At 70.5% G+C, this 24324-nt stretch carries 25 protein-coding genes and 1 pseudogene; 7 read left to right on the forward strand and 19 right to left on the reverse strand.

Annotated features, from left to right (window positions below; genetic code table 11):
* Positions 1-5 precede the first annotated feature (5 nt).
* The 5 genes from E1289_RS06930 to E1289_RS06950 form a co-directional block, all read right to left on the reverse strand.
* The gene (locus tag E1289_RS06930) at positions 6-1100 is read right to left on the reverse strand and encodes a hypothetical protein (RefSeq protein WP_131976489.1); all 1095 of its coding nucleotides are present in this window, start codon (positions 1098-1100) and stop codon (positions 6-8) included.
* Positions 1097-1957 carry a hypothetical protein gene (locus E1289_RS06935; protein WP_131976491.1) on the reverse strand — a complete coding sequence of 287 codons (861 nt, stop codon included), beginning with the start codon at positions 1955-1957 and terminating at the stop codon, positions 1097-1099. The genes E1289_RS06930 and E1289_RS06935 overlap by 4 nt, the downstream gene beginning before the upstream one ends.
* Positions 1958-2049: 92 nt before the next feature.
* A complete protein-coding gene (locus E1289_RS06940) occupies positions 2050-2925 on the reverse strand; it encodes an NAD(P)-dependent oxidoreductase (RefSeq protein WP_131976493.1) in 876 nt (291 codons plus the stop codon).
* Between the two features lie 98 nt (positions 2926-3023).
* Entirely contained in the window at positions 3024-4112 is a 1089-nt protein-coding gene (locus E1289_RS06945) for a phosphotransferase (protein WP_243712666.1), read from the reverse strand.
* A gap of 97 nt (positions 4113-4209) precedes the next feature.
* The gene (locus tag E1289_RS06950; protein ID WP_131976495.1) at positions 4210-4611 is read right to left on the reverse strand and encodes a nitroreductase family deazaflavin-dependent oxidoreductase; all 402 of its coding nucleotides are present in this window, start codon (positions 4609-4611) and stop codon (positions 4210-4212) included.
* A 169-nt stretch (positions 4612-4780) separates the two neighbouring features.
* Here E1289_RS06950 and paaI point away from each other — a divergent pair, with 169 nt between their 5' ends.
* Entirely contained in the window at positions 4781-5179 is a 399-nt protein-coding gene (paaI, locus tag E1289_RS06955; RefSeq protein ID WP_131976535.1) for a hydroxyphenylacetyl-CoA thioesterase PaaI, read from the forward strand.
* A 17-nt stretch (positions 5180-5196) separates the two neighbouring features.
* On the opposite strand, the gene E1289_RS06960 is transcribed toward paaI, so the two are convergent.
* On the reverse strand, positions 5197-6063 hold the full coding sequence (locus tag E1289_RS06960) for a helix-turn-helix transcriptional regulator (protein ID WP_131976537.1): 867 nt from the start codon (positions 6061-6063) through the stop codon (positions 5197-5199).
* 573 nt (positions 6064-6636) lie between these two features.
* Here E1289_RS06960 and E1289_RS06965 point away from each other — a divergent pair.
* Positions 6637-6945: a hypothetical protein gene (locus tag E1289_RS06965; protein ID WP_131976497.1), complete on the forward strand. Its 309-nt coding sequence runs from the start codon at positions 6637-6639 to the stop codon at positions 6943-6945.
* 69 nt (positions 6946-7014) lie between these two features.
* On the opposite strand, the gene E1289_RS06970 is transcribed toward E1289_RS06965, so the two are convergent.
* Both E1289_RS06970 and E1289_RS06975 read right to left on the reverse strand, forming a co-directional pair.
* Positions 7015-7794, reverse strand: a complete 780-nt coding sequence (locus E1289_RS06970) for an ABC transporter permease (protein ID WP_131976499.1) — start codon at positions 7792-7794, stop codon at positions 7015-7017.
* Positions 7791-8729, reverse strand: coding sequence for an ATP-binding cassette domain-containing protein (locus E1289_RS06975; protein WP_131976501.1), 939 nt, complete (start codon positions 8727-8729; stop codon positions 7791-7793). The genes E1289_RS06970 and E1289_RS06975 overlap by 4 nt, the downstream gene beginning before the upstream one ends.
* Before the next feature lie 158 nt (positions 8730-8887).
* Between E1289_RS06975 and E1289_RS06980 the strand changes: the two genes are divergently transcribed.
* Together E1289_RS06980 and E1289_RS06985 are read left to right on the forward strand one after the other, a co-directional pair.
* Positions 8888-10024, forward strand: coding sequence for a sensor histidine kinase (locus E1289_RS06980; protein ID WP_207928831.1), 1137 nt, complete (start codon positions 8888-8890; stop codon positions 10022-10024).
* A 6-nt stretch (positions 10025-10030) separates the two neighbouring features.
* On the forward strand, positions 10031-10687 hold the full coding sequence (locus E1289_RS06985) for a response regulator transcription factor (protein ID WP_131976505.1): 657 nt from the start codon (positions 10031-10033) through the stop codon (positions 10685-10687).
* A gap of 207 nt (positions 10688-10894) precedes the next feature.
* On the opposite strand, the gene E1289_RS06990 is transcribed toward E1289_RS06985, so the two are convergent.
* Complete coding sequence (locus E1289_RS06990) at positions 10895-11593, reverse strand: alpha/beta fold hydrolase (protein ID WP_131976507.1); 699 nt, start codon at positions 11591-11593, stop codon at positions 10895-10897.
* Between the two features lie 84 nt (positions 11594-11677).
* Here E1289_RS06990 and E1289_RS06995 point away from each other — a divergent pair, with 84 nt between their 5' ends.
* Positions 11678-12343: a winged helix-turn-helix transcriptional regulator gene (locus tag E1289_RS06995; RefSeq protein ID WP_207928832.1), complete on the forward strand. Its 666-nt coding sequence runs from the start codon at positions 11678-11680 to the stop codon at positions 12341-12343.
* A 53-nt stretch (positions 12344-12396) separates the two neighbouring features.
* Here the strand turns inward: E1289_RS06995 and E1289_RS07000 are convergent, their stop codons facing one another.
* Positions 12397-12879: a helix-turn-helix domain-containing protein gene (locus E1289_RS07000; RefSeq protein ID WP_207928833.1), complete on the reverse strand. Its 483-nt coding sequence runs from the start codon at positions 12877-12879 to the stop codon at positions 12397-12399.
* A gap of 100 nt (positions 12880-12979) precedes the next feature.
* Between E1289_RS07000 and E1289_RS07005 the strand changes: the two genes are divergently transcribed.
* The gene (locus tag E1289_RS07005; RefSeq protein WP_131976511.1) at positions 12980-13546 is read left to right on the forward strand and encodes a dihydrofolate reductase family protein; all 567 of its coding nucleotides are present in this window, start codon (positions 12980-12982) and stop codon (positions 13544-13546) included.
* Between the two features lie 98 nt (positions 13547-13644).
* On the opposite strand, the gene E1289_RS39445 is transcribed toward E1289_RS07005, so the two are convergent.
* The 6 genes from E1289_RS39445 to E1289_RS07040 all read right to left on the reverse strand — a co-directional run bounded on the left by E1289_RS39445 (position 13645) and on the right by E1289_RS07040 (position 20256).
* The gene (locus tag E1289_RS39445) at positions 13645-14220 is read right to left on the reverse strand and encodes a nucleoside triphosphate pyrophosphohydrolase (RefSeq protein ID WP_243712667.1); all 576 of its coding nucleotides are present in this window, start codon (positions 14218-14220) and stop codon (positions 13645-13647) included.
* A gap of 203 nt (positions 14221-14423) precedes the next feature.
* On the reverse strand, positions 14424-15326 hold the full coding sequence (locus tag E1289_RS07020) for a hypothetical protein (protein WP_131976513.1): 903 nt from the start codon (positions 15324-15326) through the stop codon (positions 14424-14426).
* 130 nt (positions 15327-15456) lie between these two features.
* Entirely contained in the window at positions 15457-16677 is a 1221-nt protein-coding gene (locus E1289_RS07025; protein WP_131976515.1) for a cytochrome P450, read from the reverse strand.
* 154 nt (positions 16678-16831) lie between these two features.
* On the reverse strand, positions 16832-18115 hold the full coding sequence (locus E1289_RS07030; protein ID WP_131976517.1) for a citrate synthase: 1284 nt from the start codon (positions 18113-18115) through the stop codon (positions 16832-16834).
* 206 nt (positions 18116-18321) lie between these two features.
* Positions 18322-19245: a serine/threonine-protein kinase gene (locus tag E1289_RS07035; protein WP_131976519.1), complete on the reverse strand. Its 924-nt coding sequence runs from the start codon at positions 19243-19245 to the stop codon at positions 18322-18324.
* 72 nt (positions 19246-19317) lie between these two features.
* Positions 19318-20256, reverse strand: coding sequence for an aldo/keto reductase (locus E1289_RS07040; RefSeq protein WP_131976521.1), 939 nt, complete (start codon positions 20254-20256; stop codon positions 19318-19320).
* Between the two features lie 173 nt (positions 20257-20429).
* Between E1289_RS07040 and E1289_RS07045 the strand changes: the two genes are divergently transcribed.
* Positions 20430-21215: a hypothetical protein gene (locus E1289_RS07045; protein ID WP_131976523.1), complete on the forward strand. Its 786-nt coding sequence runs from the start codon at positions 20430-20432 to the stop codon at positions 21213-21215.
* Positions 21216-21331: 116 nt separating this feature from the next.
* On the opposite strand, the pseudogene E1289_RS39450 reads toward E1289_RS07045, so the two are convergent.
* The 3 genes and pseudogenes from E1289_RS39450 to E1289_RS07065 form a co-directional block, all read right to left on the reverse strand.
* Positions 21332-21550 (reverse strand): annotated as a pseudogene (locus E1289_RS39450) (transposase); the annotation flags it as partial.
* Positions 21529-21924 (reverse strand): transposase family protein, encoded by a 396-nt coding sequence (locus E1289_RS39455; protein ID WP_165970375.1) that lies wholly within the window; start codon positions 21922-21924, stop codon positions 21529-21531. The pseudogene E1289_RS39450 and the gene E1289_RS39455, both read right to left, overlap by 22 nt.
* 409 nt (positions 21925-22333) lie before the next feature.
* Entirely contained in the window at positions 22334-23122 is a 789-nt protein-coding gene (locus E1289_RS07065) for a hypothetical protein (RefSeq protein ID WP_131976529.1), read from the reverse strand.
* Positions 23123-24324: the final 1202 nt, after the last annotated feature.

The raw sequence follows: 24324 nt of genomic DNA on the forward strand, positions 1-24324 counted from the left end.
GGGGATCACGCGACCCCTTCCAGGGCTTCGGCGCGGAGGCGGGCCGCGGTGCGCAGCTGCTCGGCCGTCTCCGCGAGGTCGTCGGACGGGGCGAACGAGCCGTCCGCCAGCGCCAGCGCCGTCCCGATCGCGTCGACGCCGCCGAGGTCGTCGCGCACGGACCGGCCGAGCGCCCCCGTCGACCCGCACGCGCGCGCCTCGTCCCTGCAGAAGAACGCCATCTCGCAGCCCGACATGCACTCGGGCGCGTACCGGGCCTCGACCGCGCGGACCGACTCGGCGAGCTTCTCCCCGGGCTCGAACGTCAGGTCGCCGGGCAGCTCCGCCAGGATGTCGTCGATGCGGGTGAGGCGCGCGAGCTGCCGTTCCAGGACGGCGAGCTGCGGCCGCACGTCCAGCGGCGTCGCCGTCGGGCGGTTGGAGAAGTTCTCCGGGCAGACGAGGAACACGTCGTGCGACACCCGCCCGGGGTCGTGGCCCAGCTCGGCCACCATCCGGCGCAGCGCCAGCACGTACACCGCCGACTGCCGCGCCGCCGCCGCGACCTGCTCGGGTTCGGCCTGGCCGTCCACCACGGCGAACGACTTGATCTCGATGACGTGCAGCCGCCCCGCGAGCTGGAAGGCGATGACGTCCGGCTCCAGGTAGGCGAACCGCCCGGCGATCTCCAGCCGCAGCAGCGGGTGGTCGAACAGCGTGCCCTCGCCCGTCTCCAGCGCGCGGGCGACCAGCCGCCGCGTCCGCGAGTGCCGCAGCTCCCGGCCCTCGTTGCCCGCGACGACCTCCAGGTCGTCGTAGGCGACCTCGGGGACGGCCAGGCCGAGCCGCTCGCGCAGCAGCGTCAGCAGCTCCGCGCACCCGTCCGCCTTCACCTGCGCCTCGAACGCGTTCCCGCGCGTGATCGCGAACTGCGACTGCCCGAACGGGGCGGGGAAGCCCAGCTCCCGCGCCACCAGGTCCTTGTCGATCCCGGCCGCGTCCAGCACGCCGCGGCGGGCGCACCCCGGGTTGGAGGTCAGTGCGGCGATCGTCCGGGCGTCGTGATTGCGCGGGGCGGCGGCGCCGCGCAGCCCGTCCAGGTCCGGTGCGGTCTCGGTCATCGTTTCGTCTCTCCATTGCCGGCGGGGCGCCGCCCGGAGTCCCGCAGGGCCCGCAGGCGGCTGCCGAACAGCAGTTCCGCGTCGTCGAGCTGCGCCCGGGCGCGCCCGGCGGCGGACGCGCGCCGCCGCCGGTCCGGCTCGCGGTGCACCTCCAGCTCGGCCCGGGCGGCCGCGGCGAGCACGGCCGGATCGACGGTACCGACCGTACCGGTGACCGCACCGGGAATGTTGGACGCGAAACGCCACAGCAGCCGCTGCACGCCGGGGGAAGGCGTCCCCCGGTCCGCGTGCTCGGCCAGCCGGACGGCGGACGTCAGGAAATCGGTGCGCGGGCTCAGCGGGCCGACGATCCGCCGCTCCAGCGGCCAGGTGCTCACGGCGAGCAGCCCGCGTGCCGGGGCGAGCAGATCGGCGGTCAGCGCGGCGCACAGGTAGTAGGGACGCGCGTAGGGCGCGGTGCGGAACGAGCGCTCCTCGTCGCGGCGCAGGCTGGTGAGCCGGCTCCCCGGGACACCGCCGGGGAAGAACGCCTCGTACACCGACCCGATCAGCTTGGGCGCGGCCGGCGCGCCGAGCAGCGTCAGCGCCTGGTGCACCTGCTCCCGGACGGGCAGCAGCCCGCGCGGCCCGTCGTCGCGGTCCCGGCCCCCGGTGGCGTGGTCACCCGTGCCGGCGCCCGTGCCGCCTTCGCCGAGGACGGCGTCGTCCCATGCCTGTTCCGCCCGGCGCAGTTCGGCGCGCAGCTCCCTGGCGTTCGAGCGGTCACCCGCCGCCATGGCCCGCCGGACGGCGGCGCGCAGCTCGGTGATGCGCGTCTCCAGTTCGTCGGGGGTCGGGACGCCGGGGGACCGGAACATGCGGCAGACAGTACCGGAGCTTCCAGACAGTTCCCGGGTTTTCCAGTCTTTGTGGCCCTTCGTCCGAGATCAGCGGGGTGCTCGCGGCGTCGTCACCCCCGGTCGGCCGGGAAGCTCGCCCGGTACGTGGCGGCCATGTCCTCGTCCCCGTGCCCCTGCTCGATCGCGCGGCGGAACCGCTCGCCCGCGGCGTCGTTGACGTCCATCCGGATCCCGGCGGCCTCGGCGGCCGCGTGGATCAGCCGGGTGTTCTTCTCCGCGTTGCGGACGGCGAAGCTCGGCTCGAAGTCGCCCGCCAGGATGGCCTTCATCTTGGCCTGGAGGTAGGCGTTGTCGAGCGGGCCGCTGGTGAAGACCTCACCGAGCAGGGCGGGGTCGAGGCCGAGACCCTCGGCGAGCGCGACCGACTCGGCGACGACGGAGGTCAGCGAGATCGCGTAGCTCACCGCGGCGAGCTTGAGGCGGGTGCCCGCGCCGCCCGCGCCGTCCTCGGCCAGCCAGAGCGTCTTGGCGCCGACGCTGCCGAACACCGGGTCGAGGACCTTGCGGGCGTCCTGCGGCCCGGCCGCGAGGACCAGGAGCTTCCCCTGCTCGGCGGGCTGCTTGGTCCCCTGGACGGGCGCGTCGGCGAACGTGAGCCCCCGGTCGGCGGCGAAGGCGGCGAGCGACGGCACGGCCTCGACGCCGACCGTGCCCATCTGCGCCCAGACCTGCCCCGGCCGCAGCGACGGCGCGGCCTCCCGCATGACCGACAGGGCCGTGTCGCCGCCGTCCAGCATCGTGATGACCGCCTCGGCCTCCGCGACGGCCTCGGCGGGAGAGCCGGCGACGGCCGCGCCGTCGGCCGCGAGGGGTTCCGCGCGTGACCGGGTGCGGTTCCACACCGTCACCTGATGGCCGTCCCTGAGCAGGGTGCGGGCCATCGCCGCGCCCATGATCCCGGTGCCGAGCATCGCGACCGCTGTCATGCTGTCACTCCTCCGAGTTCGAACTGCCTTGTACGCACCGTCCGCCACGGGGTGACGGCGATGTCCTTCCTACCCGGGAGCGGGCGGGTCCTGCGGAATCAGCCGAAGGCGGGGCTGTCGCCCGGCGTGTCGGCGTACGCGTCGGTGTAGGGCGCGGCGAACGCGTCCAGGGTGCGGTCCAGCTGCGCCGACCACCAGGCCACCATGGCGGCGGAGCCGCGATCGCCCGCACCGTCCTCGCCCAGGTACCGGTGGCGCAGCGACGCGACGTCGCAGAGCCGCTCCCACCATTCGCGGTGCACGGCCGACTGGATCTGCCCGGCGTCCAGCGGGAACGCGGAGCGGTGGCCGCGCACGAACGCCTGGACGCGGTCGAGGTCGAGTCCGCGCTCGTCCCCGCATGCGAACAGCCGCGCCGCCGCCCGCACGACCTCACCGGCGACCGGGCCGGTCGTCAGCGCGTCCCAGCCGAGGACGGCGGTGACGTTGCCCGACCCGCCGTACCGCAGGTGGGTGGAGTCGAACGAGCCGTGCAGGTGCCCGACCGTGGTCACCTCGATCTCGGGCGGCTGGTGGCCGGCGAACTCGGTGAGCAGCTCCCGCCGTTCCCGCAGCCTGCGGGCGGTCAGCGCGTCGAAGTCGGTCCCGGCGTCGCCGGGGACGTCCCGCAGCATGGCGTCGACGGCGGCCGCCGCGTCCGCGGCGCGCGGCGTCGGCACGAGCAGGCTCTGCTGGACCGGCGGCGTCAGCCCGTCGAGCGCCGCGTGCAGCCTTCCGAGCAGCTCACCGAGGGCCTCGCACTGGCCGAACGTCAGCTCCAGCCCGCCGCGCCCGCGGCCGCCGACCCACGGGTACAGGACGTACCCGCGGCCCGCGGCGGTGACCAGCGTCCGCCCGCCGCGCGCCGGTACCGGCGCGAGCACCGGAAGGCCGGCCTCGTCGAGCGCGGTGGTCACGGCGTGCCGGAACCGCATGCGGCGCCGGTCGGGCTCGGCGTACTCCCTGAGGAAGAACGCGCCGTCCGCCGCGTCGACGCGCCAGCACCGGCGGCCGGGCCCGGCGCCCACCGGGCCCGTGCCCGCCGGCGCGCCGATCTCCCAGCGCTTCAGCAGCCGCGGCGGCGGGGCTTCGGTGTCGGCCCCTGGGGCGCCGGCCCCGGGGGTGTCAGCACTCTGTGACGTCGGCACCTCGGCACCTCGGCTGCGTCGGACGGGCGGTGGTCGAATGGGTGTTCTACGGCGACGCTACACGCCCGCCCCGCCCCGCGAAAGGGAACCGCCCGGCTCAGGCGCGTTCGAGGACGACCACGGGGATGTCCCGGGTCGTCTTCTCCTGGTACTCGTCGTACGCGGGCCAGACGGCCGTCATCTTCCGCCACAGCGCGGGCTTCTCATCGGGCGTCGCCGTGCGGGCCCGCGCGGAGAACTTGTCGCCCTTCACCTGGACCTTCACCTCGGGGTTCGCCTGGAGGTTCTCGTACCAGAGCGGATGGTCGTCCGCGCCGCCCTTCGAGGCAACGACCAGGTACGCGTCGCCCTCGGGCTGGTAGATGAGCGGTGTCGTGTGCTCCTTACCGGTGCGGCGCCCGGTCGTGGTGAGCAGCAAGGTGACCGTCCCCTGCCACTCGTGCCCCACCTCGCCGTCCGTCTCCTGGTAACGCTCGACGTGCTCCTTGCCGAACAGCATGTCCTTCTCCCTCGTCCAGCATCCGCAGCGGCCGCGCGGAAGGCACGGCCGTCCTCTTAACCTCCGAACCCTGGATGGCCTTCCCAGGGGGACCCCGCTGATTCATGGCGATCATTACCCTGGGCGGGTGACGGACGCGGCTGAGGTGGCGCGGCGATGCGCCGAGACGATGTACGCCAAGGACAGGGTCGCCCAGGACCTTGCCATGCGGATCACCGAGATCTCGCCGGGACGGGCACGGCTGCGGATGAGCATCGCCGACACGATGGTGAACGGGCACGGCATCGCCCACGGCGGCTACGTGTTCCTTCTCGCCGACTCCGCGTTCGCCTACGCCTGCAACAGCCATGACGCCGTGACGGTCGCGGCGTCCGCCGACGTCGTCTTCGTCGCGCCCGCCCGCACCGGCGACGTCCTGGAGGCGGCCGCGGTGGAACGCACCCGCTACGGCCGCAGCGGCGTCTACGACGTGACGGTGCGCCGTGTCGCGGACGGGGAGGTCATCGCCGAGTTCCGCGGCGGCAGCCGGAGCCGCGACCAGCGCGTCCTGGACGATCCCGCCCCCTAGCCCGCCGGATCACCGGATCAGAGGTCGCTGAGGATCCGGGTGAGCTGCGCCTCGGTGTCGTCGGGGCGCGAGGCGGTGATGCAGAGGTTGTTCATGGCGCGCATGTAGGTGTCGACGTCCGTGGGCTTGTCGAGGTAGAGCGCGCTGGTGAGCTGCTCCAGGTAGACGACGTCGGACAGCCCCGGCTCGGCGAACCGCAGGATGGTGAAGGGGCCGCCGGCGGCGGCGTGGCCGCCCGCGCCGAACGGCACGATCTGCAGCGTGACGTTGGGCAGCTCGGACATCTCGATCAGGTGCTCGATCTGCCGCCGCATCACCGCGCGGCCACCGAGGGGGCGGCGCACGACCGCCTCGTCCACGACGGCCCACAGCGTCGGCGCGCCGGGCGAGGTGAACCGCGCCTGCCGGATCGTGCGGAGCTGCACGCGCCGCTCGACCTCGTCCTCGGCGGCGTCGGAGAAGCCGAGCCGGACGACGGCGCGCGCGTAGTCCTCGGTCTGGAGCAGCCCGGGGACGAACTGCAGCTCGTAGGTGCGCAGCAGCGAGGCGGCCTCCTCCAGGCCCAGGTACACCTCGAACCAGCTGGGCAGCACGTCGCCGTACCGGTGCCACCATCCCGGGGTGTTGGCCTCCCTGGCCAGCTCCAGGAGGGGTGCGCGATCGGCGGGGTCGGAGACGCCGTAAAGGGTGAGCAGGTCGGCGACGTCGCGTTCCTTGAAGCCGACGCGCCCGAGTTCCATTCTGCTTATCTTGGAGTGCGATCCGCGGATCTCGTAGCCCGCCTCCTCCGTGGAGATCCCGCGCTCCTCCCGCAGCCGGCGCAGTTGCGAGCCGAGCAGAATGCGCAGGACGGTGGGGCCGCCACGCCGGGGGTAATCGATCAGCCGGCCGGCCGGATCACCTTCGGACGGTGGTGTGGGGGCAGCTGAATCCTGGGCCAAGGGGTCACCAGCCAGTCGACGGGTCGGCTCGGGGGCGGAACGGCACCGCCCTATGTTAGAGGATCCCGACGGGTTTTTGGGAAGTATCAAAATCGTGACCGCTTCGGTTCGTCCGGTGCCGTGGTGAATGCGTCACTCCCGCCCGGTACAAGGGCGGTGACCTGTGCTGTCGGTGGCCGAATCACTGCGGAACGTGTCATCGGGGTGCCGGCCGAGTTGGCTGGATGGTCATTTTCGGGCAGTCGAGGGCGTCCTTGGTCCATGAATTGCCCGGTGTTCTGGTGAGCGGTAACCGACCGATTCATTCGGTGCTTTCGAGCGGCCCGGCGTGCCGAGCGGATGACGGAGATCTTCCATTCCGGGGAGTTTCCGGGGAACTCCGCGTCGTGGCCGGGTGACGAAGCTCTCGTCGGGGGCGGGTGTGGTCCGGGACGCCCGCGGCGTTGAAGGGATCAGAGGGGCGACCACCAACGCCCCTGCAGAGGCGACCACCACACGCGTATCCGGGAGAACGAAATGAACGCGACCCGTGAACGGCCGGAGATCCGGTTCCTGACCTCTGGGGATGTCACGGCGCACGAGCGCGCGGCGGCGGAACACGCCGTCCGGACCGCGCTGATGGATGCCGAGGGGGTCACGTCCGTCCAGGTCACCCTGAGCGTCGTGGCCGACGTGTCCCTGCCGCGCCCGGCGCTGGCCCAGGCCGTCGTCGAACTGGACGGCCGCCGTGTCCGCGCCCAGGCCGCCGCGCCGCGCATCGACGAGGCCATCGACACGCTCCGCGAACGCCTGGCGATCCGCGCGTCCTCATCGCAGGTGAGCTGAACCCGGTCCACGATCGAGCGGCGGCGCCCCCGGGGGGGGCGCCGCCGCCGGCGTGTCCGCCGCCGTCGGTCAGGTGTCGCGGCGGGTCAGCGCGAAAGCGGCGAAGCCGAGCGGGACCAGCGCGTACGCCAGCATCGCGGCGGCCGCCGCGCCGGGGGACAGCAGACCGCCGTAGATGGAATCGCCCGCGCCGAGCCCGGCGGCCTGGCGGGGGAGGGCGCCGGGCATCACCGACCCGGCCCGCTCGTTCCACGGCTCCGGCAGGTGGAAGACCAGCAGCGGCACGACGTGCCACAGCAGGACGACCGCGACGAGCGCCCCCGCCGTCGAACGCAGCAGCACGCCGAGCGCCACGCCGAGCAGGGCGAACATCGCTACCGACGTCCCGGAGACGGCGAAGCCGGGCAGTTGCTGCGCCATGGACTCCCGCTGGTCCGGGAACGGCCGGTCGCCGACGACCAGCCGTGTCCCGAGGAGCGAGCCGATCGTCATGGCCTCGCCCGCGATGAGCGCGACCGTCCCCACCACCGCCGCCTTGGCCGCCAGGACCGTCCGGCGCCCGGGGAGCACGGTGAACGTGGTGCGGATCATCCCGGTGCGGTACTCGGACGTGACGGACACGACGCCGAGCACGGCCAGGCAGAGCCCCGCGACCCACCCGCCGAGCTCCTGCAGCGGACGCAGCCGGAACTCCGCGCGGCGCCCGGCGGGCAGCCCGTCCCAGACGTGCGCCATCTGGAGCGCCAGCAGCAGGACGATCCCGAGGCACGCGGCCGTCGCCGCCAGCAGCCACCAGGTCGAGCGGACGGTCCGGAGCTTGTACCACTCGGCGGCGAGCGCGTCGGTCACGACATCCCCTCCTGACCGAGCCGGCCTCTGTGGCGTGTGCGCGCCCCGAACTCGGTGCTACCGGCGGTCAGCTCCATGTACGCCTCCTCCAGCGAGGCGCTGCGCGGTGTCACCTCGTACAGCGGGATGCCCCGCGCCGCGGCCCCGTCGCCGATGGCGGCGACGTCCAGGCCGGTGACGGACAAGGCGCCGCCGGACACGGGCTCCACTTCGCCTCCGGCCGCCCCGAGCACCGCGGCCAGGTCCGCCGGACGGGGCGTGCGCACGAGGACCCCGCGCCGGAACCGCTCCGCCAGCTCCCTCACCGACGTGTCGGCGATCAGCCGTCCCCGCCCGATGACGACCAGCCGGTCGGCGGTCCGTTCCATCTCGCTCATCAGATGGCTGGAGACCAGCACGGTCCGCCCCTCGGCGGCCAGCGACCGCATCAGCTCCCGGATCCAGCGGACGCCGTCCGGATCCAGCCCGTTCACCGGCTCGTCGAACATCAGCACGCCCGGATCGCCCAGCAGCGCCGCCGCGATCCCGAGCCGCTGCCTCATCCCGAGCGAGAAGCCGCCGACCCGCTTGCGCGCCACCCCGGCCAGGCCCACCTGCTCCAGCACCTCCGGCACGCGCCCGCGCCCGATCCCGTTGCCGCGCGCCAGCCAGCCCAGATGGTCGAACGCCCGGCGCCCGCCGTGCACGGCGCCCGCGTCCAGCAGCGCCCCCACCTCCCGCATCGGCCGCCGCAGCGACGTGTACCGGCACCCGTTCACCAGCGCCGTGCCCGCCGTCGCCGCGTCCAGGCCGAGCAGGACGCGCATCGTCGTCGACTTCCCGGCGCCGTTCGGCCCGAGGAACCCCGTCACCGCGCCCGGCCGCACCGTGAACGAGAGGCCGTCCACCGCGGCCGTCGCGCCGTAGCGCTTGGTCAGCTCCCGTACTTCGATCATGGAGTCGACGGTGCTACGGAGGCGGGCCCCCGCACATCGGAGCCCGGACCGGAACCGTGCGTCCGACCGTGCTCCGACCCGGCCGCGGCGCCTCAGACCCCGGTATGACGGCCGCGGGCACGAGGCGCCCGCTCCGGCGGCCCGGCTACCTTCGTTCCGTGGACTCCGAGTTGCGCTCCCCGTACCTCAGGCGGCTCAGCAGGCGCGGGCTGATCGGCCTGGACGCCGGGGCCGCGATCGTCTACACGCTGGCCCTGCTGGTGCTCCCCGGGGACACCGGGGTCTCCGCGGCCCTCGCGGTGCCGCTCGCCGCCGCGGCCGGCCTGCCACTCGCGGCGCGGCGGTGCCGGCCCGTGCCGGTCTTCGCGGTCGTGATGTCCGCCTCGACCGCGATGTTCCTCCTCGGCCTGCCCTGGGACTCCTACGCCGGCGCCGCGTCCGCCCTGTACATCGTCGCGCTCACCCGCGGCCGGCAACGCTGGACCCCGACGCCGCTGATCGGCGTGCTCAGCTCCGTCGTCATCCTCACCGGCGCGGTGGCCGGGCCCGCCGCCTGGTACGCGGAGGTCGCCGGGCGGCTCGTGCTCGGCGCCGCCGTCCTCGGCGCGTCCTGGACGCTCGGCCGCGTCGTCCGGGAGCGCCGCGCGCAGGCCGCCCGCTCCGCCCGGCAGCTCGCCGACCAGGCCGTCTCGGACGAGAGGCTCCGCATCGCCCGCGAACTCCACGACGTCGTCGCGCACAGCATGAGCCTGATCGCCGTCAAGGCCGGCGTCGCCGTCCACGTCGCCGAGGCGCGTCCCGGGGAGGCCCTCGACGCCCTCCGCGTCATCGAGGCGACGAGCCGCGGATCGCTCGCCGAGATGCGTCACCTCCTCGGCGTGCTGCGGACCGGCGACGCCGACGTCGCCGCGGCCCCGGCCCCGGGCCTCGCCGACCTGACCGGCCTCGCCGAGCGGGCCGCCATGGCCGGTGTCCACGTCGACCTCGACGTGGACACCGCGGACCTCCCCGAGGGGGTGGCGCTCTCGGCCTACCGCATCGTCCAGGAGGCGGTCACGAACGTCGTCAGGCACGCCGCGCCCGCCCGCTGCCGGGTCAGGGTCCGGGGGGACGGGCTGCGCCTGCGCATCGATGTCACCGACGACGGCCCCGGTGTCCGCGTCCTCCCCGGAGGGGACGGCCACGGGCTCGTCGGCATGCGCGAACGCGTCATGATGTACGGCGGTGACTTCTCCGCCGGACCACGTCCCGAAGGCGGCTTCGCCGTGTCCGCAGCCTTCCCTTACGAAGAGTAGGAGCCCGTGGAACTTCGCGTCCTCGTCGCCGACGACCAGGCATTGGTGCGCGGCAGCTTCCGCGTCCTCGTCGACGCCGCGCCCGGCCTGCGCGTCGTAGGTGAGGCCGGCACCGGAGCCGAGGCCGTCGAGCTCGCCGAACGCGAACGCCCCGACCTCGTCCTCATGGACGTCCGGATGCCCGAGATGGACGGGATCGAGGCGACCCGGCAGATCTGCCGCGACCTGCCCGACGTCCGCGTCCTGATCCTGACGACCTTCGACCTGGACTCCTACGTCTACTCGGCGCTCCGCGCCGGTGCCAGCGGCTTCCTGCTCAAGGACACCCCGCCCGCCGACCTGCTGTCGGCGATCCGGGTCGTCGCCTCCGGCGAGTCCCTGCTGGCGCCGTCGGTGACCCGGCGGCTGATCGCCGAGTTCGTCCGGCGGCCCGGACCCGCCCAGCCCCCGCCCGCCGGGCTGGACGGCGTCACCGAGCGCGAACTCGAGGTGCTCACCCTCATCGCCCGCGGCCTGTCCAACGGTGAGCTCGCCGAGCACCTGCACGTCAGCCCCGCCACGGTGAAGACCCACATCGGGCATCTGCTGGCCAAACTCCACGCCCGCGACCGCGCGCAGCTCGTCATCGCCGCCTACGAGACCGGCCTGGTCCGTCCTCGCTGACCCCGCCCCAGCGCCATCCCGGGAGCGATCACAGGGGGCGGGGGCGGGCCGCTCGAACCGATCGGCAGCCGACGCCGGAGTCGGGGCGACCACGATCACGCACACATGGTCGGCTCCGGCGTCCGGGTGTCCTTGTCTCCTCACGCGGGCGGTGGTCCGCCGCCCCGGATGAAGCAGGTGTCGATGACCTCGTCCGACCCGCCGCGACTACAGGGGAGTCCGGTCGGTTCGGTATGCCTCCAGCCGTTCGGCGAGTTCCTTGGGCCGGCTGAGCGCGAGCAGGTGCCCGCCGGGCATGTCGTCCACCGGGATGCCCAGCCGCTCCCGCACCACGCGCCGCTGGAAGTCGAGCGGGAAGAAACGGTCGTCTCGTCCCTGTAGGAAGACCGTCGGGGTACTGGGCCACCCCTTGAGCGGCCACGGCTCTGCGAACGGCCTCGCCGATTGCGGGGACTCCTCCATGGAGAACGCTTCGGCCGTCACGTCCGGTGGGACATCGTGGAAGAAGCTCTCCTTGGGGTCGAACTCGGCCGAGAGGGTCCGTCCTTCCTGGGCGGCGCAGTCGGCCATGGCCTGCCCCTGGCCGGTGTTCGCCCACCACTCACCGCCTGACTCGCCGGGTACCGGGGACATGGCGTTGAGCATGACGAGCAGGCCCACCGGCCTCCGGTCGCAGACGAGCGGCGCCGTGAGGCCGCCCATGGACTGCGCTACCAGGATGAGGTCTTTCCGGTCGCCGACCGCCTCCATGACCGTGTCGGCATACGCCTGGAGACCGGCCGAGTCGTCACCTGCCGGAAGGTCAACGGCCACGACGTCATGGCCCCGTGCCTCCAGTTCCGGGACAAGCCTGTGCCAATACCATGCTTGGCCCCCGGCTCCAGGGATGAGTACGTACGTCGCCATGTTCCCCCTCCTATGCGCCGATGGGGACGCCGAGTTCCCCGAAGCGCTCGCTCCTAATTCAGGAGTATCTCGTACGATCCTAGTGTGGCCGGTCGTAGGAAGTACGGCGACCCGTGCGGCATCGCGCGGGCGCTCGACGTCGTGGGGGAGCGGTGGGCGCTGCTGGTCGTCCGGGAACTGCTCCTCGGTCCGAAGAGGTTCGCCGCCCTGCACCGCGGGCTCGCCGGAATGAGCCAGAACGTCCTGGCGCAGCGCCTGCGCGACCTCGAAGAATCCGGGGTCGTCCGGCACCGCGTGCTCGGGCCGCCGGTGAGTGCCCGCGTCTACGAGCTGACCCCTCGCGGGCGGGACCTCGAACCGATCCTCCTCGCACTTGGGAGCTGGGGCGCCCGCGATCCGCTCGACCCGTCCTGCACCGCCGAACTGAGCGTCGACGCGATGATGTTCGCGCTCAAGACGACATTCGACGCCGCCGCAGCCTCGGATGTGCACGCCCGCCTGACACTCCGCCTCGAAGATGATCTGTTCACGGCCGAGATCGAGTCCGGCCGGTTCCACATCACCCGCACCGATACACCCTCGGACACGGACGTCACCCTGACCACCGATGTCGGAACGTTCAGGTCCCTCGTATTCGGCGGCCGTCCCCTGACGGAGCCCCTGGAGACCGGCGAAGTGCGTCTAGAGGGCGACCGAGCCCTGGCCGCGCGTTTCCTGGCCTGCTTCCCCAGACCCACCCCGGCCCTCTGAAGAGGCCGGCATCGCGGGTGGCTCCCGCGTGAACCGGAGCTCCGTACAGGTCGTCAGAGTGCGGCGGCGTAAGCGGCGGCCAGACGCTCCATGACGCCGGGACCGTCCCGTTCGGGGGCGGGCTCGCCGAGATGGATGGCCCGCAGCTCGGCCATGAACTCCTCCCACAGCTCAGGCCCGCCGGCTGCAAGCAACTCGGCGCGCACGCGGAGCCGCCTGCTGGTCGGGCGATGGTGCAGCCCCCACTCCCCGAGCTGCGCGAACACCGGCACCAGCCGGATCGACGCCTCGGTCAAGCTGTAGGCGGCACGACGTCCGGGTCCCGCGTCCTCCCGGGTCAGCAGGCCGGCGGCGACCAGCCGCTTCAGCCGGTCGGACAGGATGTTGGACGCGATCCCCTCCTCCGAGCCGGCCAGCAGCTCCCTGAAGTGGCGCCGGTTGCCGAACATCACGTCCCGCAGCACGAGCAGGCTCCAGCCGTCTCCGAACGCCTCGACCGCGGCGTTGATCGGACACCCCGAACGCGCTGGTTTCACCACACCCACCTCATCTCCGACTGGTTGCAATCTACTACCGGCCTCCCCTAGCGTCAGGACCGACCGATTGCAACTCACAACCAGATCTGGAGGCCCGTTGATGGGCGACACCCAACCGCAGACCGCGGCCGGAAAGGTCCTCCTGCACTTCACGATGTCCTTGGACGGTTTCGTCGCCGGCCCCGACCACGAGATGGACTGGATGGCCGGCGCCGCGTTCCGGCCGAATCTGATCGAGGAGTACGCCCGGACCACGGGCGCCGTCCTCGGCGGACGGGACGGCTGGGACGCCTACCCGGACCCCGGCGGGATCTACGGCGGTGCCTGGAGCGGACCGGTCTTCGTCCTCACCCACCACCCCGAGGACGCGCACCCTGCCGAAGGAGTCACCTTCCTGAACTGCGACCCGGCCGAAGCGGTTCGGATCGCACTGGCGGCGGCCGGCGGCAAGAACCTGGAGGTCTTCTCGGCCAGCATCGGGCGCCAGCTTCTCGAACTCGGCCTGGTCGACGAGATCGACCTGCACATCGCCCCGGTCCTTCTGGGAGACGGCATCCGCCTCTACGACAACCCCGGTGGTAAGCCCATCCGTCTGAGCCGTCTCGGCGAAGCCGACCCGAAGTCGACCGTGAACGTACGTTTCAGCCCCGCCACCCCCGCCGGCTGACAAGCGACCATCGAGAACATCCCGGAGGCGCGGTATGCCCTGCCGGTGGTGGATTCGTGACGTTCGCCTCGTGCTCGCCGGACCTTACGCCACGCGAGTCAATCGTGAAGTCGTAGAACCAGGCGGTTTGTGAAGCCTCCTCGTTCGGCTGCCTTGGTCGCGCGCCCTTCTTCCAGTTCACCGGGTGTCAGTCCGTGGAGGGCTCCGAGGGCGTGAATGACCTCCAGTAGGTCGGAAAGCTCTGCAGGGTCTCCGCTCGCCGTGTACTCACCGGCCTCCTCGTAGAGCTTCGCGCGCAACAGCGCGGCGTGCTCGCCGGGATTCGCGACACGGGTCTCCGGTCGGCGCCCGGTGGCTTGGACGATCTCGGGAATGCGATCCCGGACCAGCTTCTCGGTACGTCCGCCGCCCTCCCCGGCCGGGTGCACCGCCGCGCCGTGCCGCCGGTCCAGGGACTGGATCCACTTCACCGCGACCGCCGCCGTCTGGACCAGTTCGGTCCGGAGGGCACCGGGCTCGGATTCGGCCAGGGCCTCGAAGAACTCTTCCGTGAGGATGTGCCGCCAGGTCAGCTCACCCTGTGACCAGGCCGCGGCGCATTGCCGCTTGGCCTCCTCCGCGCGCTCGGTGAACTCCGGTCCGCTTCCATCGGGAAACTCCTGGACACCCCACATCCGGTCCTGGGTCTCGCGTTCGGTCGCGATGTCCCGCAGGACTTTCCCGAGTGACCCCGGCACGCCATCGTTCTCCATGCGGCCCGAGGCTACTGCGGTGCGCCCGCGTCCGCCGGGGGTATCCCCTCAGCTGGGTCGAAGCCTTGAAGCCACCGTTCGCCATCTTGGCCTGCGGGAGCGTCCAGAGGTGTCGGCCCTCATCGTCAGGTGGGTGCGGCGTGCTCGGGTTCGCAGCTGAGGACCTCGTGCAGAACGGGCGGTAGCTCGTCCCAGAGCCACTCGTTCAAAGTCCCTGGGAAGTCCGCCGGCTGCCGGATGCTCAAGCGGTCGGGAGCGATCCGGGCTAGGCGTATCGGGACGGGACCGTCGTCCCACATCGGGTCGCGGTTCCCCCAATAGTGGGAGAAGTCGGCACTCGTCAGCATCAGCTCGGTGGGCAGGATGTGCTCACCCGGGTGCCTGCCCAGGGGCAGCAGCCGCTGCGCGGTCGTCCGGAGGACGTTGAGCGCGGCGAGGTCGTGCGGGCAGGCGACGTCGGCGACCTCGAGTTCGGGGAGACCGAATCGGCACAGGCCGCGGGTGGTGAGCCGGACGCAGGCACAGCCGTCGATGGCGTCCACCTCGGCCGGGCAGCGGCCGGAGTTCCGGAAGGGCGGCAGTGCGGCGCCGATCCAGTCGTCGGCGAGGACGAACTCGTCGAACCGCCCGAAGGTGACGACGGGCAGCACCTGGTTCAGGGTGAGGTCCACCGGAACGCCGCAGAGCGATTCGGCGATCGCCCTGGCGGCCGCGCGTGCGAGGTGGGGCCCCGAGGGGAGATCCCCCACAGGCAGGACCGACGTGACCCCGATGTGCCGTGTGGCCTGCCGGACCCTCTCGATGTCGTCCTCGTCGGCGGCCGTGACGCCGCCCAGGTCCCATGGCGAGTCCGCCGCGCGGTGGGTGGCGGTGACGAGGCGGGGCGTCCCGAGGCACATCGACACCGCGGCCGCGAACGGGGCGGGCAGTCGCTGCCGGATCGTCGCCGCCACGTCGCCGGGATCCTTGTCGGCGGCGACGACGAAGCCGGCGGTCGTCTCTTCGGGAACCGTGATGGTGATGGGCATGGCAGTCTCCTCGGGCCTCGGACGGGGTCGGTGCTGTCCAGCTTCGAGGAGGCGGCCGGGGAGAACGAAGAGAACGTGAAGCTGTGGATAAAGGGAAGGTGGATAGTCGCGGATGTCTTATTCGCGGCGATTAGAAGGCGCAGGGTACGGACTTTATCCCGTTGATGAAACTGGTGCGCTGCCGGACCGGCGCGTCTGTGGCGTGAAGGTCTGGAAGGCGCTTGTACAGCTCGCGGAGCAGCACCGTCACTTCGCGACGAGCGAGGTGCGCTCCGAGGCAGAAATGAGGTCCGGGCGCACCGAAACCGACATGGGGGTTGGGGGAGCGCGTGATGTCGAAGGTATACGGGTCCTTGAACACACTCTCGTCCCGGTTGGCCGAGTTGTAGTAGAGGACCACCCGGTCACCAGTGCGGTAGAGGTGGCCCTCGAGTTCGTAGTCGCGGGCCAGAGTGCGGCGCATCCACGTCACAGGGGTGGCGTAGCGGACGATCTCCTCGACGGCGCTCGGTAGCCGCTGCTCAATGTCCGCAAGGAGGATGTCGCGCTGGCCGGGGTGGTCGGTGAGGAGGACGAGGGCATGCGACAGAGCATTGCGCGTGGTCTCGTTCCCCGCCACCACGAGGAGCGTGAAGAAGCGGCCCAGCTCGCGTTCGTCCAGGGCCTCGCCGTCCACGTTCGCATGTGTCAGCGCGGTGACCAGGTCGTCCGCCGGCTTCTCACGGCGCAGGCGGCCCAGGTCTGCCATGAGCTCGTGCAGATAGGAGAACTTCTCGGCGAGCATCGTGGCCCGGTCCTTGCCGTCCGGGCCGACATGGTCCGGGTCCCCGACACCGAGGATCAGGTCCGTGGCGTCGATGACGTCGTCGTACGCGGACTCCGGGATGCCCATCATCGAGCAGATGATCTGCAGGGGCATCGGCATGGCGGCATGCCGGACGAAGTCGCACGGTCCGCGCTCGGCCAACTCGTCCACGATGCGTCGCGCCAGAACGGCCACATCTCCCGCGACCCGTTCGACCAGGCGGGGAGTGAAGGAGCGGGAGACGATCCGCCGGAGCCTGGCGTGCCGCGGATCGTCGAGACTGATCATGGAGCCGACGTAGTCGGCCACGGGCGGCGGGTCGACGAGGCTGACGGCGGTGGGCTGGGAGCTGAACACCTCGGGCTTCCGGCTCGCCTCGGCGACCTGCCCGTACCGGGTCAGGGCGTAAAAGCCGGATCCGCCGCGCAGGGGGCAGAAGACGGAGCCCTCCGCGGCTCGGAGCCCGGCGAACATCTCGTCCCGCTCGGCGTAGGGTTTCGCCCAGAAATCCAGGCTTGCCAGGTCTTTCGCAACAAGGGAGGGCATACGCGCTGCCGCCTTCCATCCGGGTCGCCGCAGTCAGGCTAACCTGATGATCGGCACCACGCGGTCAATAGCGGGCGGGTGCGGAAACCCACCCGCTTGCGCCGGTGCCGATGGAACGGCACCTCCCGTAAAGAAAGGCGCGAAACGGCACCTGTCAGCGGGCGGACGGCTCCACATAGTGACGCTCGTTCGGGCCCACGTACACCTGGCGGGGACGGCCGATTTTGGTGGACGAGTCGTCGAGCATCTCGCGCCACTGGGCGATCCAGCCGGGCAGGCGGCCGAGGGCGAACAGGACGGTGAACATGTTGGTCGGGAAGCCCATCGCCTTGTAGATGACGCCGGTGTAGAAATCGACGTTCGGGTAGAGCTTCCGTTCGACGAAGTAGTCGTCGCTCAGCGCGACCTCTTCGAGGCGCATGGCAAGGTCGAGCAGCGGGTCGGACATGCCGAGGGCGTCGAGGACCTTGCCGGTCGCCTTCTTCACGACGGCGGCGCGCGGGTCGTAGTTGCGGTAGACGCGGTGCCCGAAGCCCATCAGCTTGACGCCGGGCTCCTTGTTCTTGACGCGCCGCACGAACGCGTCGATGTCGTCGCCGTTCTGGTGGATGCTCTCCAGCATTTCCAGGACGGCCTGGTTGGCGCCCCCGTGCAGCGGGCCGAACAGGGCGTCGACTCCCGCCGACACCGACGAGAACAGGTTCGCCTGGCTGGACCCTACGAGACGAACGGTCGAGGTCGAACAGTTCTGCTCGTGGTCTGCGTGCAGGATGAAGAGCATGTCGAGCACGCGCATGATCTCAGGGTCGATCTCGTACGGCTGCGTGGGCAGCCCGAACGTCATGCGCAGGAAGTTCTCCACGTACCCGAGGGAGTTGTCGGGGTAGAGCAGCGGCTGCCCGTTGGAGGTCTTGTACGCGTACGCCGCGATGGTGGGCAGCTTGGCTATGAGCCGGATGCTGGACTTGTCCACCTGCTCGGGCTCGAAGGGGTCAAGGCTGTCCTGGTAGAACGTCGACAATGCGCTGACCGCGGACGACAGGACCGCCATGGGGTGCGCCTTGCGCGGGAAGGCGGAGAAGAACGCGCGGAACTTCTCGTCCAGCAGCGTGTGGTTGCGGACGCTGTCGGTGAAGTCGGCCAGCTGGTCGGACGTCGGCAGCTCGCCATAGATCAGCAGGTACGCGACCTCCAGGAAGGACGATTTCTCCGCCAGTTCCTCGATGGGGTAGCCCCTGTACCGGAGGATGCCCGCCTCACCGTCGATGTAGGTGATCGCCGACGTGGTGGACGCCGTGTTGGTGAAACCGGGGTCGAGCGTGACGTGGCCCGTCTCCTTGAGGAGCCTGTCTACGCCCAGGCCCGAGGGACCCTCCGTCGCCTCGGTCACCTCAAGGGGCATCCGGCCGCCCGCGTGGCTGAGCTCGAAATCCGACATACTCGTCACTCCCAACTGCGTCCACACCTGCGGAGACGTCCGCTCGTCCCGTCGTTCATCGTATCCACGTGATCACATGGGCCAATCCTTGCCCTCTGCGTAGTCCGCGGGCGCGGTGCTCTGCACCGAGCTTGCCCTGCCAGGGGCGGGTGCCGACGGCTCCTCGGCGACTGCAGCGCGACGTCGGTAAAGCGTGGAGAAGAATCTCAGCCCACTGGGGAGTGCCCCTGCGGAGGAGGCTCACGCAGGGTCGGCAACTCGGCGGTGATCTCTACGAGCGTCCGCTCCTGGACACCGATCAACTGCTCCACATCGGCGGGCGGCCACTCTTCGCCGTAGTGCGCGTCCAGCAACGTCGACAACGCGACGAGGATCTGCTGCGGCGTGGGACGTTCCCTAGGGTCCTTCAAGAGGCAGCGCGTCATCAGCCCGCGCATGGGGTCGGGCAACCGACTGAGGTCCGGTTCGCCGTAGACGATGCGGCCACGGACCTTGTGGTCGGTCCCGAAGGGCGCCGCACCGGTCGCCGCGAACACGAGCGTCGACCCTAGGGAGAACACGTCGCTCTCCGGATGTACGGGGTCGCCCAGGGCCTGCTCTGGCGACATGTAGGCGGGTGTTCCCAGGATCTCCGTCCGCGAAAGGGGGAGCGCGTCCAGCGGGCGCGCGATGCCGAAGTCGATGACCCTCGGCCCGTCCGAGGCGAGCAGAACGTTCGACGGCTTGAGATCCCGGTGGACGATCTCCGTCCGATGGATCGCGATCAGTGCCTCTGCCAGACCGGCCCCCAGCCGGCAGGCCGCCTGTTCGCGCAGCGGCCCCTTCTGCTGGACGACCTTGGACAGACTCACGCCGCGGATGTACTGCGTCGCCAGCCACGGCTGCTCTGCGTCCGGATCGGCGTCCACGACGGGCGCCGTGTAGAAGCCGCTGACCGACTGCGCGAGAGTGACCTCACGGCGGAACTTCTTCCTCCACCTGGGATCGTCCAGCAACTCCGGCCGGATCACCTTCACGGCGACGAGCCGTCTGCTCGGTGACGCCCCGAGGAACACCTCGCCCATCCCGCCGGAACCGAGCCGGGAGACCACACGGTACGGGCCGATCATCTGTGGGAGGTCTGACTGCATGGGCAACGGAATCCGATCGTGGTGGGGGCCGCTCAATCGTGCCACGATCCGGCCGCAGTTCCCGTGAGCGCCTCACGTCCAGGGAAGCGCGCTCCGTTCTGCCCAATAGCGCTCCGGCGGAACACTCAGCCCAGACAGCATCTCGAGTTCTTCCCCCTCCAGGGCGACCTCCGTCGCAGCCAGATTCGATGCCAGCTGCGCCGTACTGACCGCGCCAATGAGGACGGTGTCCGCCCACACCCGACTCAGTGCGGCCGCAAGGGCCAGGGCGTCCGGCTGAACATCCTTTCTGGAGGCCACTGTCTGCACGGCCACGGGCGGACTGACGGCCAGTCTCCCGTTGGCAAGTACTTCCTTGAGCAACACATGCAGTCCGGCCTCGTGCGCATCACGCAGGGCGTCCTCAGCGGAGGGCTCAAGCATGTTCCACGTCGACTGGACCGAGCTGAACAGCCGTTGCCCGTCTACTTGGAGTTCCATCGCCCGCCGGATCGTGTCCCTCTGCCTTGGGCCGGAGGTTGAGAAGCCCACGCGGACACCCTCGGCAGCCGCTTCCGCAAGGGCCTCCTGCAGCCGGACGTCCCGGAACAACGGACTGTCCTCGGTCAGCGAATGCACCTGATAGACGGACAGATACCCGTTGAGAAAGCCGCGCGTCTCCTCGTACTGCACTCGGTAACGGTCAAGAACATGCTCCTTGACCTCGTGCACGGGCGCGTCCGTCCTCCAAGCTCCAACGTAGGTGTAACCCCACTTGCTCGATACCGTCACGTCCTCTGGAGCACGTTCTGTGAGCCAGCCACCGAGGAACTCCTCCGCCCTCCCATACGACCGCGCCGCGTCCACCCACCGGATGCCCGCCGAGTATGCAGCGTCGAGGACGTCCCACGTGGCCTCACGCATGGCCTCGATGCTGCGGTCGTGCGGTAGTTCGTTCGCCCTGCCGACGTTGATGTACGCCGGCCGCCCCAGCGCAGCAAGCCCGATCCCCAGCCGCCGTATCGCGTTCACCCCCTCAGCCTGGCACCGGCGCACTCCACGTTCCAGCCGCGCACCCTGCTTACCCGAATAGTCGGAAATCCGAGGGGTCGCCGCCGACTTATCCACAGACCGGCGTTTCGCTATTCTCGCCCCCGCCCGTCCGGGAGGCTGGCTCGCGTCAACATCACGAGAAAGGCGCGGCAATGCCTGTGGAGATCAAGCGCGGCCATTATGGGGCCCACCAGTTCGCCGGCCACCTCGGGCTCACCCGGTGGCAGATGCGCGTCGGCCTGGAGCACGGCATCCTCCCCGGACCCGACCTCGACGGGGAGCGATGGTCGGCGAAGCTCGTCGAACAGGTCGAGGGACGCGGCCAGCAGGTCATCGCCATGTTCGGCGACGACCCGCCGGTCGGTTCCGCCCGTGCGGCCGCCAGACTGGCCGCACGGGTAGGCCTCGACGTCGAACGACGTGACGTCGAGGTGCTGGTAGCCCAGGGCGACCTCAACGTCATCAGCAGCTTCCGAGGACACCCGGTCTACCTCCTGCGCGACCTGGACCGCCTCGACCCGGCCGCCGTCCGATCGGTGGTCGCCGCCCGGAAGGGCCCGCTGACCGACACCGTCGACTCCGGTGGCGCGGCGACGATCCTCGACTGGCCCCGCAGGACGTTCGACCGGATCGCCGGCGAACGCGAACTCGCCACAGACCGGCTGGGCCGCTACGCGCTCTCCGACATCCAGGCCCTGGCAGCGGACGAGACCCTCGCCCGGCAGGTCACCGAGGAGAAACGCCACCTCGCCCTGACCAAGACGCTGCGCTCCGAGGACAGGGTCCAGGAGGTCATACGCGGCTGGCTGAACCGCTGCTCCGCCTACCTGGACCGCGAAACCGACCTGCCCCCCGAAACCGCCCCCCTCAGCCGAGCCCTCCGGGCCCTCACCACTGTCCGAGCGGAGATCACCGACCAACAACGCCCCCCGTCCTGACCCCTTTGGGAACCACCCCACCTACCCGGCCGAAGCCCAGCCACCCAGCACAGCGGTGCCGGCGAAGGTGGCCAGGGGTGTGTCAAATTGACGGCTGATCTTGGTTGTTGAGGTGTTCAGTTGGCGGTCGGGGTGAGTCGGCCTTCGAACTCGATCTGGAAGGCGTTCAGAGGGGCCTTCCAGCGCATGGTCCATCGCTTGCGGCCCTTGTCGGTCGGGTCCAGGGACATCAGCGCCATGTAGATGCATTTCATCGCTGCGGCCTCGTTCGGGAAGTGCCCACGGGCGCGGACGGCCTTGCGTATCCGTGCGTTCACGCTCTCGATCGCGTTCGATCGGCGGGGGTTCCGGGGATCGGTGCTGGGGTGAAGGAATTGAGGACGTCTGTCGCTGTGGCGAATTTGCTGCCGGCGGGCTCGATGATGGGACCGTGTTGTTCGAGCAGCGGCGCAACCTCCGCGTTGGCGTTGCCGATGGTGCCCCGGCTCACGTCGAAGAGGTCGGCGAGGACCTGGCGGGTGCAGAATCGGCGTTTGTAGAAAACCGTGGCCACGATCCGGTTGGTGTCGGTGACCTTCTGTGGGAAGACCCCACGGCGGGTTCCTGGAAGGCGGTCAGCGCTTCGTCGCCGATGGCGGCGGCGTTCGACCGCGGCGGCGTGCGGGATCGTGGGGCGGTCGATGAGAGCGTTCAGATCCTGGCGGGTCATCCCCCGCGGCGCTTTCCCCGATGCCGCGCGGGCCGATGGGGCCATTGCCGGCTTTGGGGACCCAGATGCCCAGGACGTGCCTGTCGCCGTCGCTGTCGATCCCGACCGTCAGGTGGGCGGGCTTGTCGTGCGGCACACGATTGGCACGCACCTTGACCATGAGGGCGTCCAGGAAGACCACCGGGGGGTGGGGTCGAGCGGGCGGTGCTGCCAAATCTTGCGGGAGGGTGAGAAGCGCTCTCTCAAAAACGTGAGTGGGGAACCGTGCTAGGGGTGTGCTGGGAGGGGTGTGGGGATATGGCGAGGCTGCTGGGTTTGGCTGGCCGGGCTGCTTGTTTGGACATCTGCCAGCATTTAGTGGGTGGCCGGGCCGGTGTGGCGTGCATGTGATTAAAGGCTGTGGGGAGTCTTAGTTCTTTAGTGGGTTGCCCGGTTTGTTCTGGGTGCGGCGGGGAGAAGATCGGCGTTTGGAGGGGGGCCTTTGAAGCGTCTTCTGGTGGGCCACGATTGAGAAGAGGCGGTCGCGGGCCTCGGTTCGGGATAGTGCCGGGAGGCGCTGGGGGAGGTGTAGTGCGGCTGGGGCGTCCACCATGCCGTCGTCGTCGACGGTGACTCTGTCGCCCGTCCAGGCGCCGAGGAGGATGACGGAGACGCCGCCGGGGTGGCGGTCGAGGAGGGCTTTGATCCTGTCGCTCTCTCCTTCGGGGTTCGCCACCAGGAGGAGACGCCGCGCCTGTTGCACGCCCGTGTTCTCGCGGATGGCGAGTTCGGTCTCGAGGTAGGCCAGGGCGGCATCGAGATTGCCCGGAATGAAGAGGGCCGCGGTGTCGTCGTCGAGGAGTTCGTCTTCGGCCAGTCCGAACAGGGCCGTGGTGTCGGGACGAGGGATCACGACGAGGGAGGTCTCGCCGTGCTCGTCCAGGGCCGCGACGGCCAGTATTCGCGCGGCGGGGGCCGCGCCCGAGCCGGTCAGCGCCAGAACCGGAGCGGCGAAGGGGTCGAGCGTGGGTCGATAGCCGAGATGGGCCTGCACCGGTTCTGTGGTCTCGGTGATCGTGTACTGGGCTCGTCCCGCGGCCGCGTAGAGGCGGTGACGGAAGGGGTAGCAGAGCGCGGCCACGACGGGGAGGAGCAGGCCGAGGAGCAGGACCGGCTGCAGTGAGGGCGGTGGCGTGTCGAGGTCGTCTGCCTGGCTCAAGGTGGGGGTTGGCTCGGGTGTCGGTGCGCGGGCCGGCTCCGTGGGCGGTTCTGGAGAGCGTGTCCGAGTCGGCTTCGGAGGTGCGGGGCTCGGTGTTCTGGCCTTCGGGGGCGCGAGTCTCGGTGTTCCGGCCTTCGAGCGTGGCCGTGGTGGAGCCGTCGTGCGCGGTGCCGGGGGCGTGGTGGTCCAGCGGCGGAGGAGTTCGTCGAGCCACCGCGGTGACGAGGACCGGCGCCGGGTCCTGTGCGGCCCGTCGTGTCGGTCGCCTCGGCGGTGGAACTCCCCATCGCGTCCCGTCCTTCTGTGCGACCTCTCGTGCATCGCGATCCACGCCTGCCTGCACTCGTTCATCGTGCGACGGTCGCTGCTGCTCATGGCGTGACGGCAGACGGGCGGTATCGACCTGCGCGGTTCGGGCTCCGGGTGGGCGACCGTGTCCGCGGACGCGGCTGCGCCGATGGAGATGGCGCCGGCCATCGCGGTACAACCCAGCACTCCGCCGATACAGCAGAGCAAGCCGCGGATCGTGGCGGCAAGGCTGGGAAGTGCCAGGAAACGGTTCATCTTCGCCCCGGGGGATCGCGTCGGTCACCGTGCGAATGCCGATCGTAGTCACTTTGGCTACGGAGCGTTGAGAGTTGCTCACAGTCGACCCCACGATCATCCGTGACGATTCCGTTGCCGCCCGGTGCGATGCAGGCGGCAAACCGTGCGAATTCGGATACTCTGCCCCTCGCGGCGCGGGTCCCCGCTGTAGGGGATGGTGGGGGTGCATCTCCCTAGTGCGCCCGGTAACACGTGGTTTGCGGGGACAGGTTCGCGGTGCGCCGCTGGGTTTTCCGGCTTTTGTGGCTGATTCGACACGGCCCTGAAGCAGTCACCGGCGGGTGGCGACCCAGTGTTATAAGTCTCACTCCATTGTCACCGGCTAAACTGAGAATCTCTGCTTCATTTTCCCGGGCTCTTGTCCTGAATTCACCTCACCTCTGGGGTTTCTTCCCAGGCGCGGATAGTTGCTTCAGAACAACCGTACGTGGGCGGCTGGTTGGCTTCGGTCGGCATTGGACCTCCACCCCATCGTGCGGATGGCTGCACCTTCCGGCGTCGAGGAGCGGTGCACCAGGTCGGGTGTGGAGGGCCTGGCCGAGGGGTTCTGGGCTTTAGGCGGCGTTGGGTAGCGGTGGGGCCGTTGGGGGCCGGGG

The sequence above is a fragment of the Actinomadura sp. 6K520 genome (assembly GCF_004349245.1).
Taxonomy (GTDB): Bacteria; Actinomycetota; Actinomycetes; order Streptosporangiales; family Streptosporangiaceae; genus Spirillospora.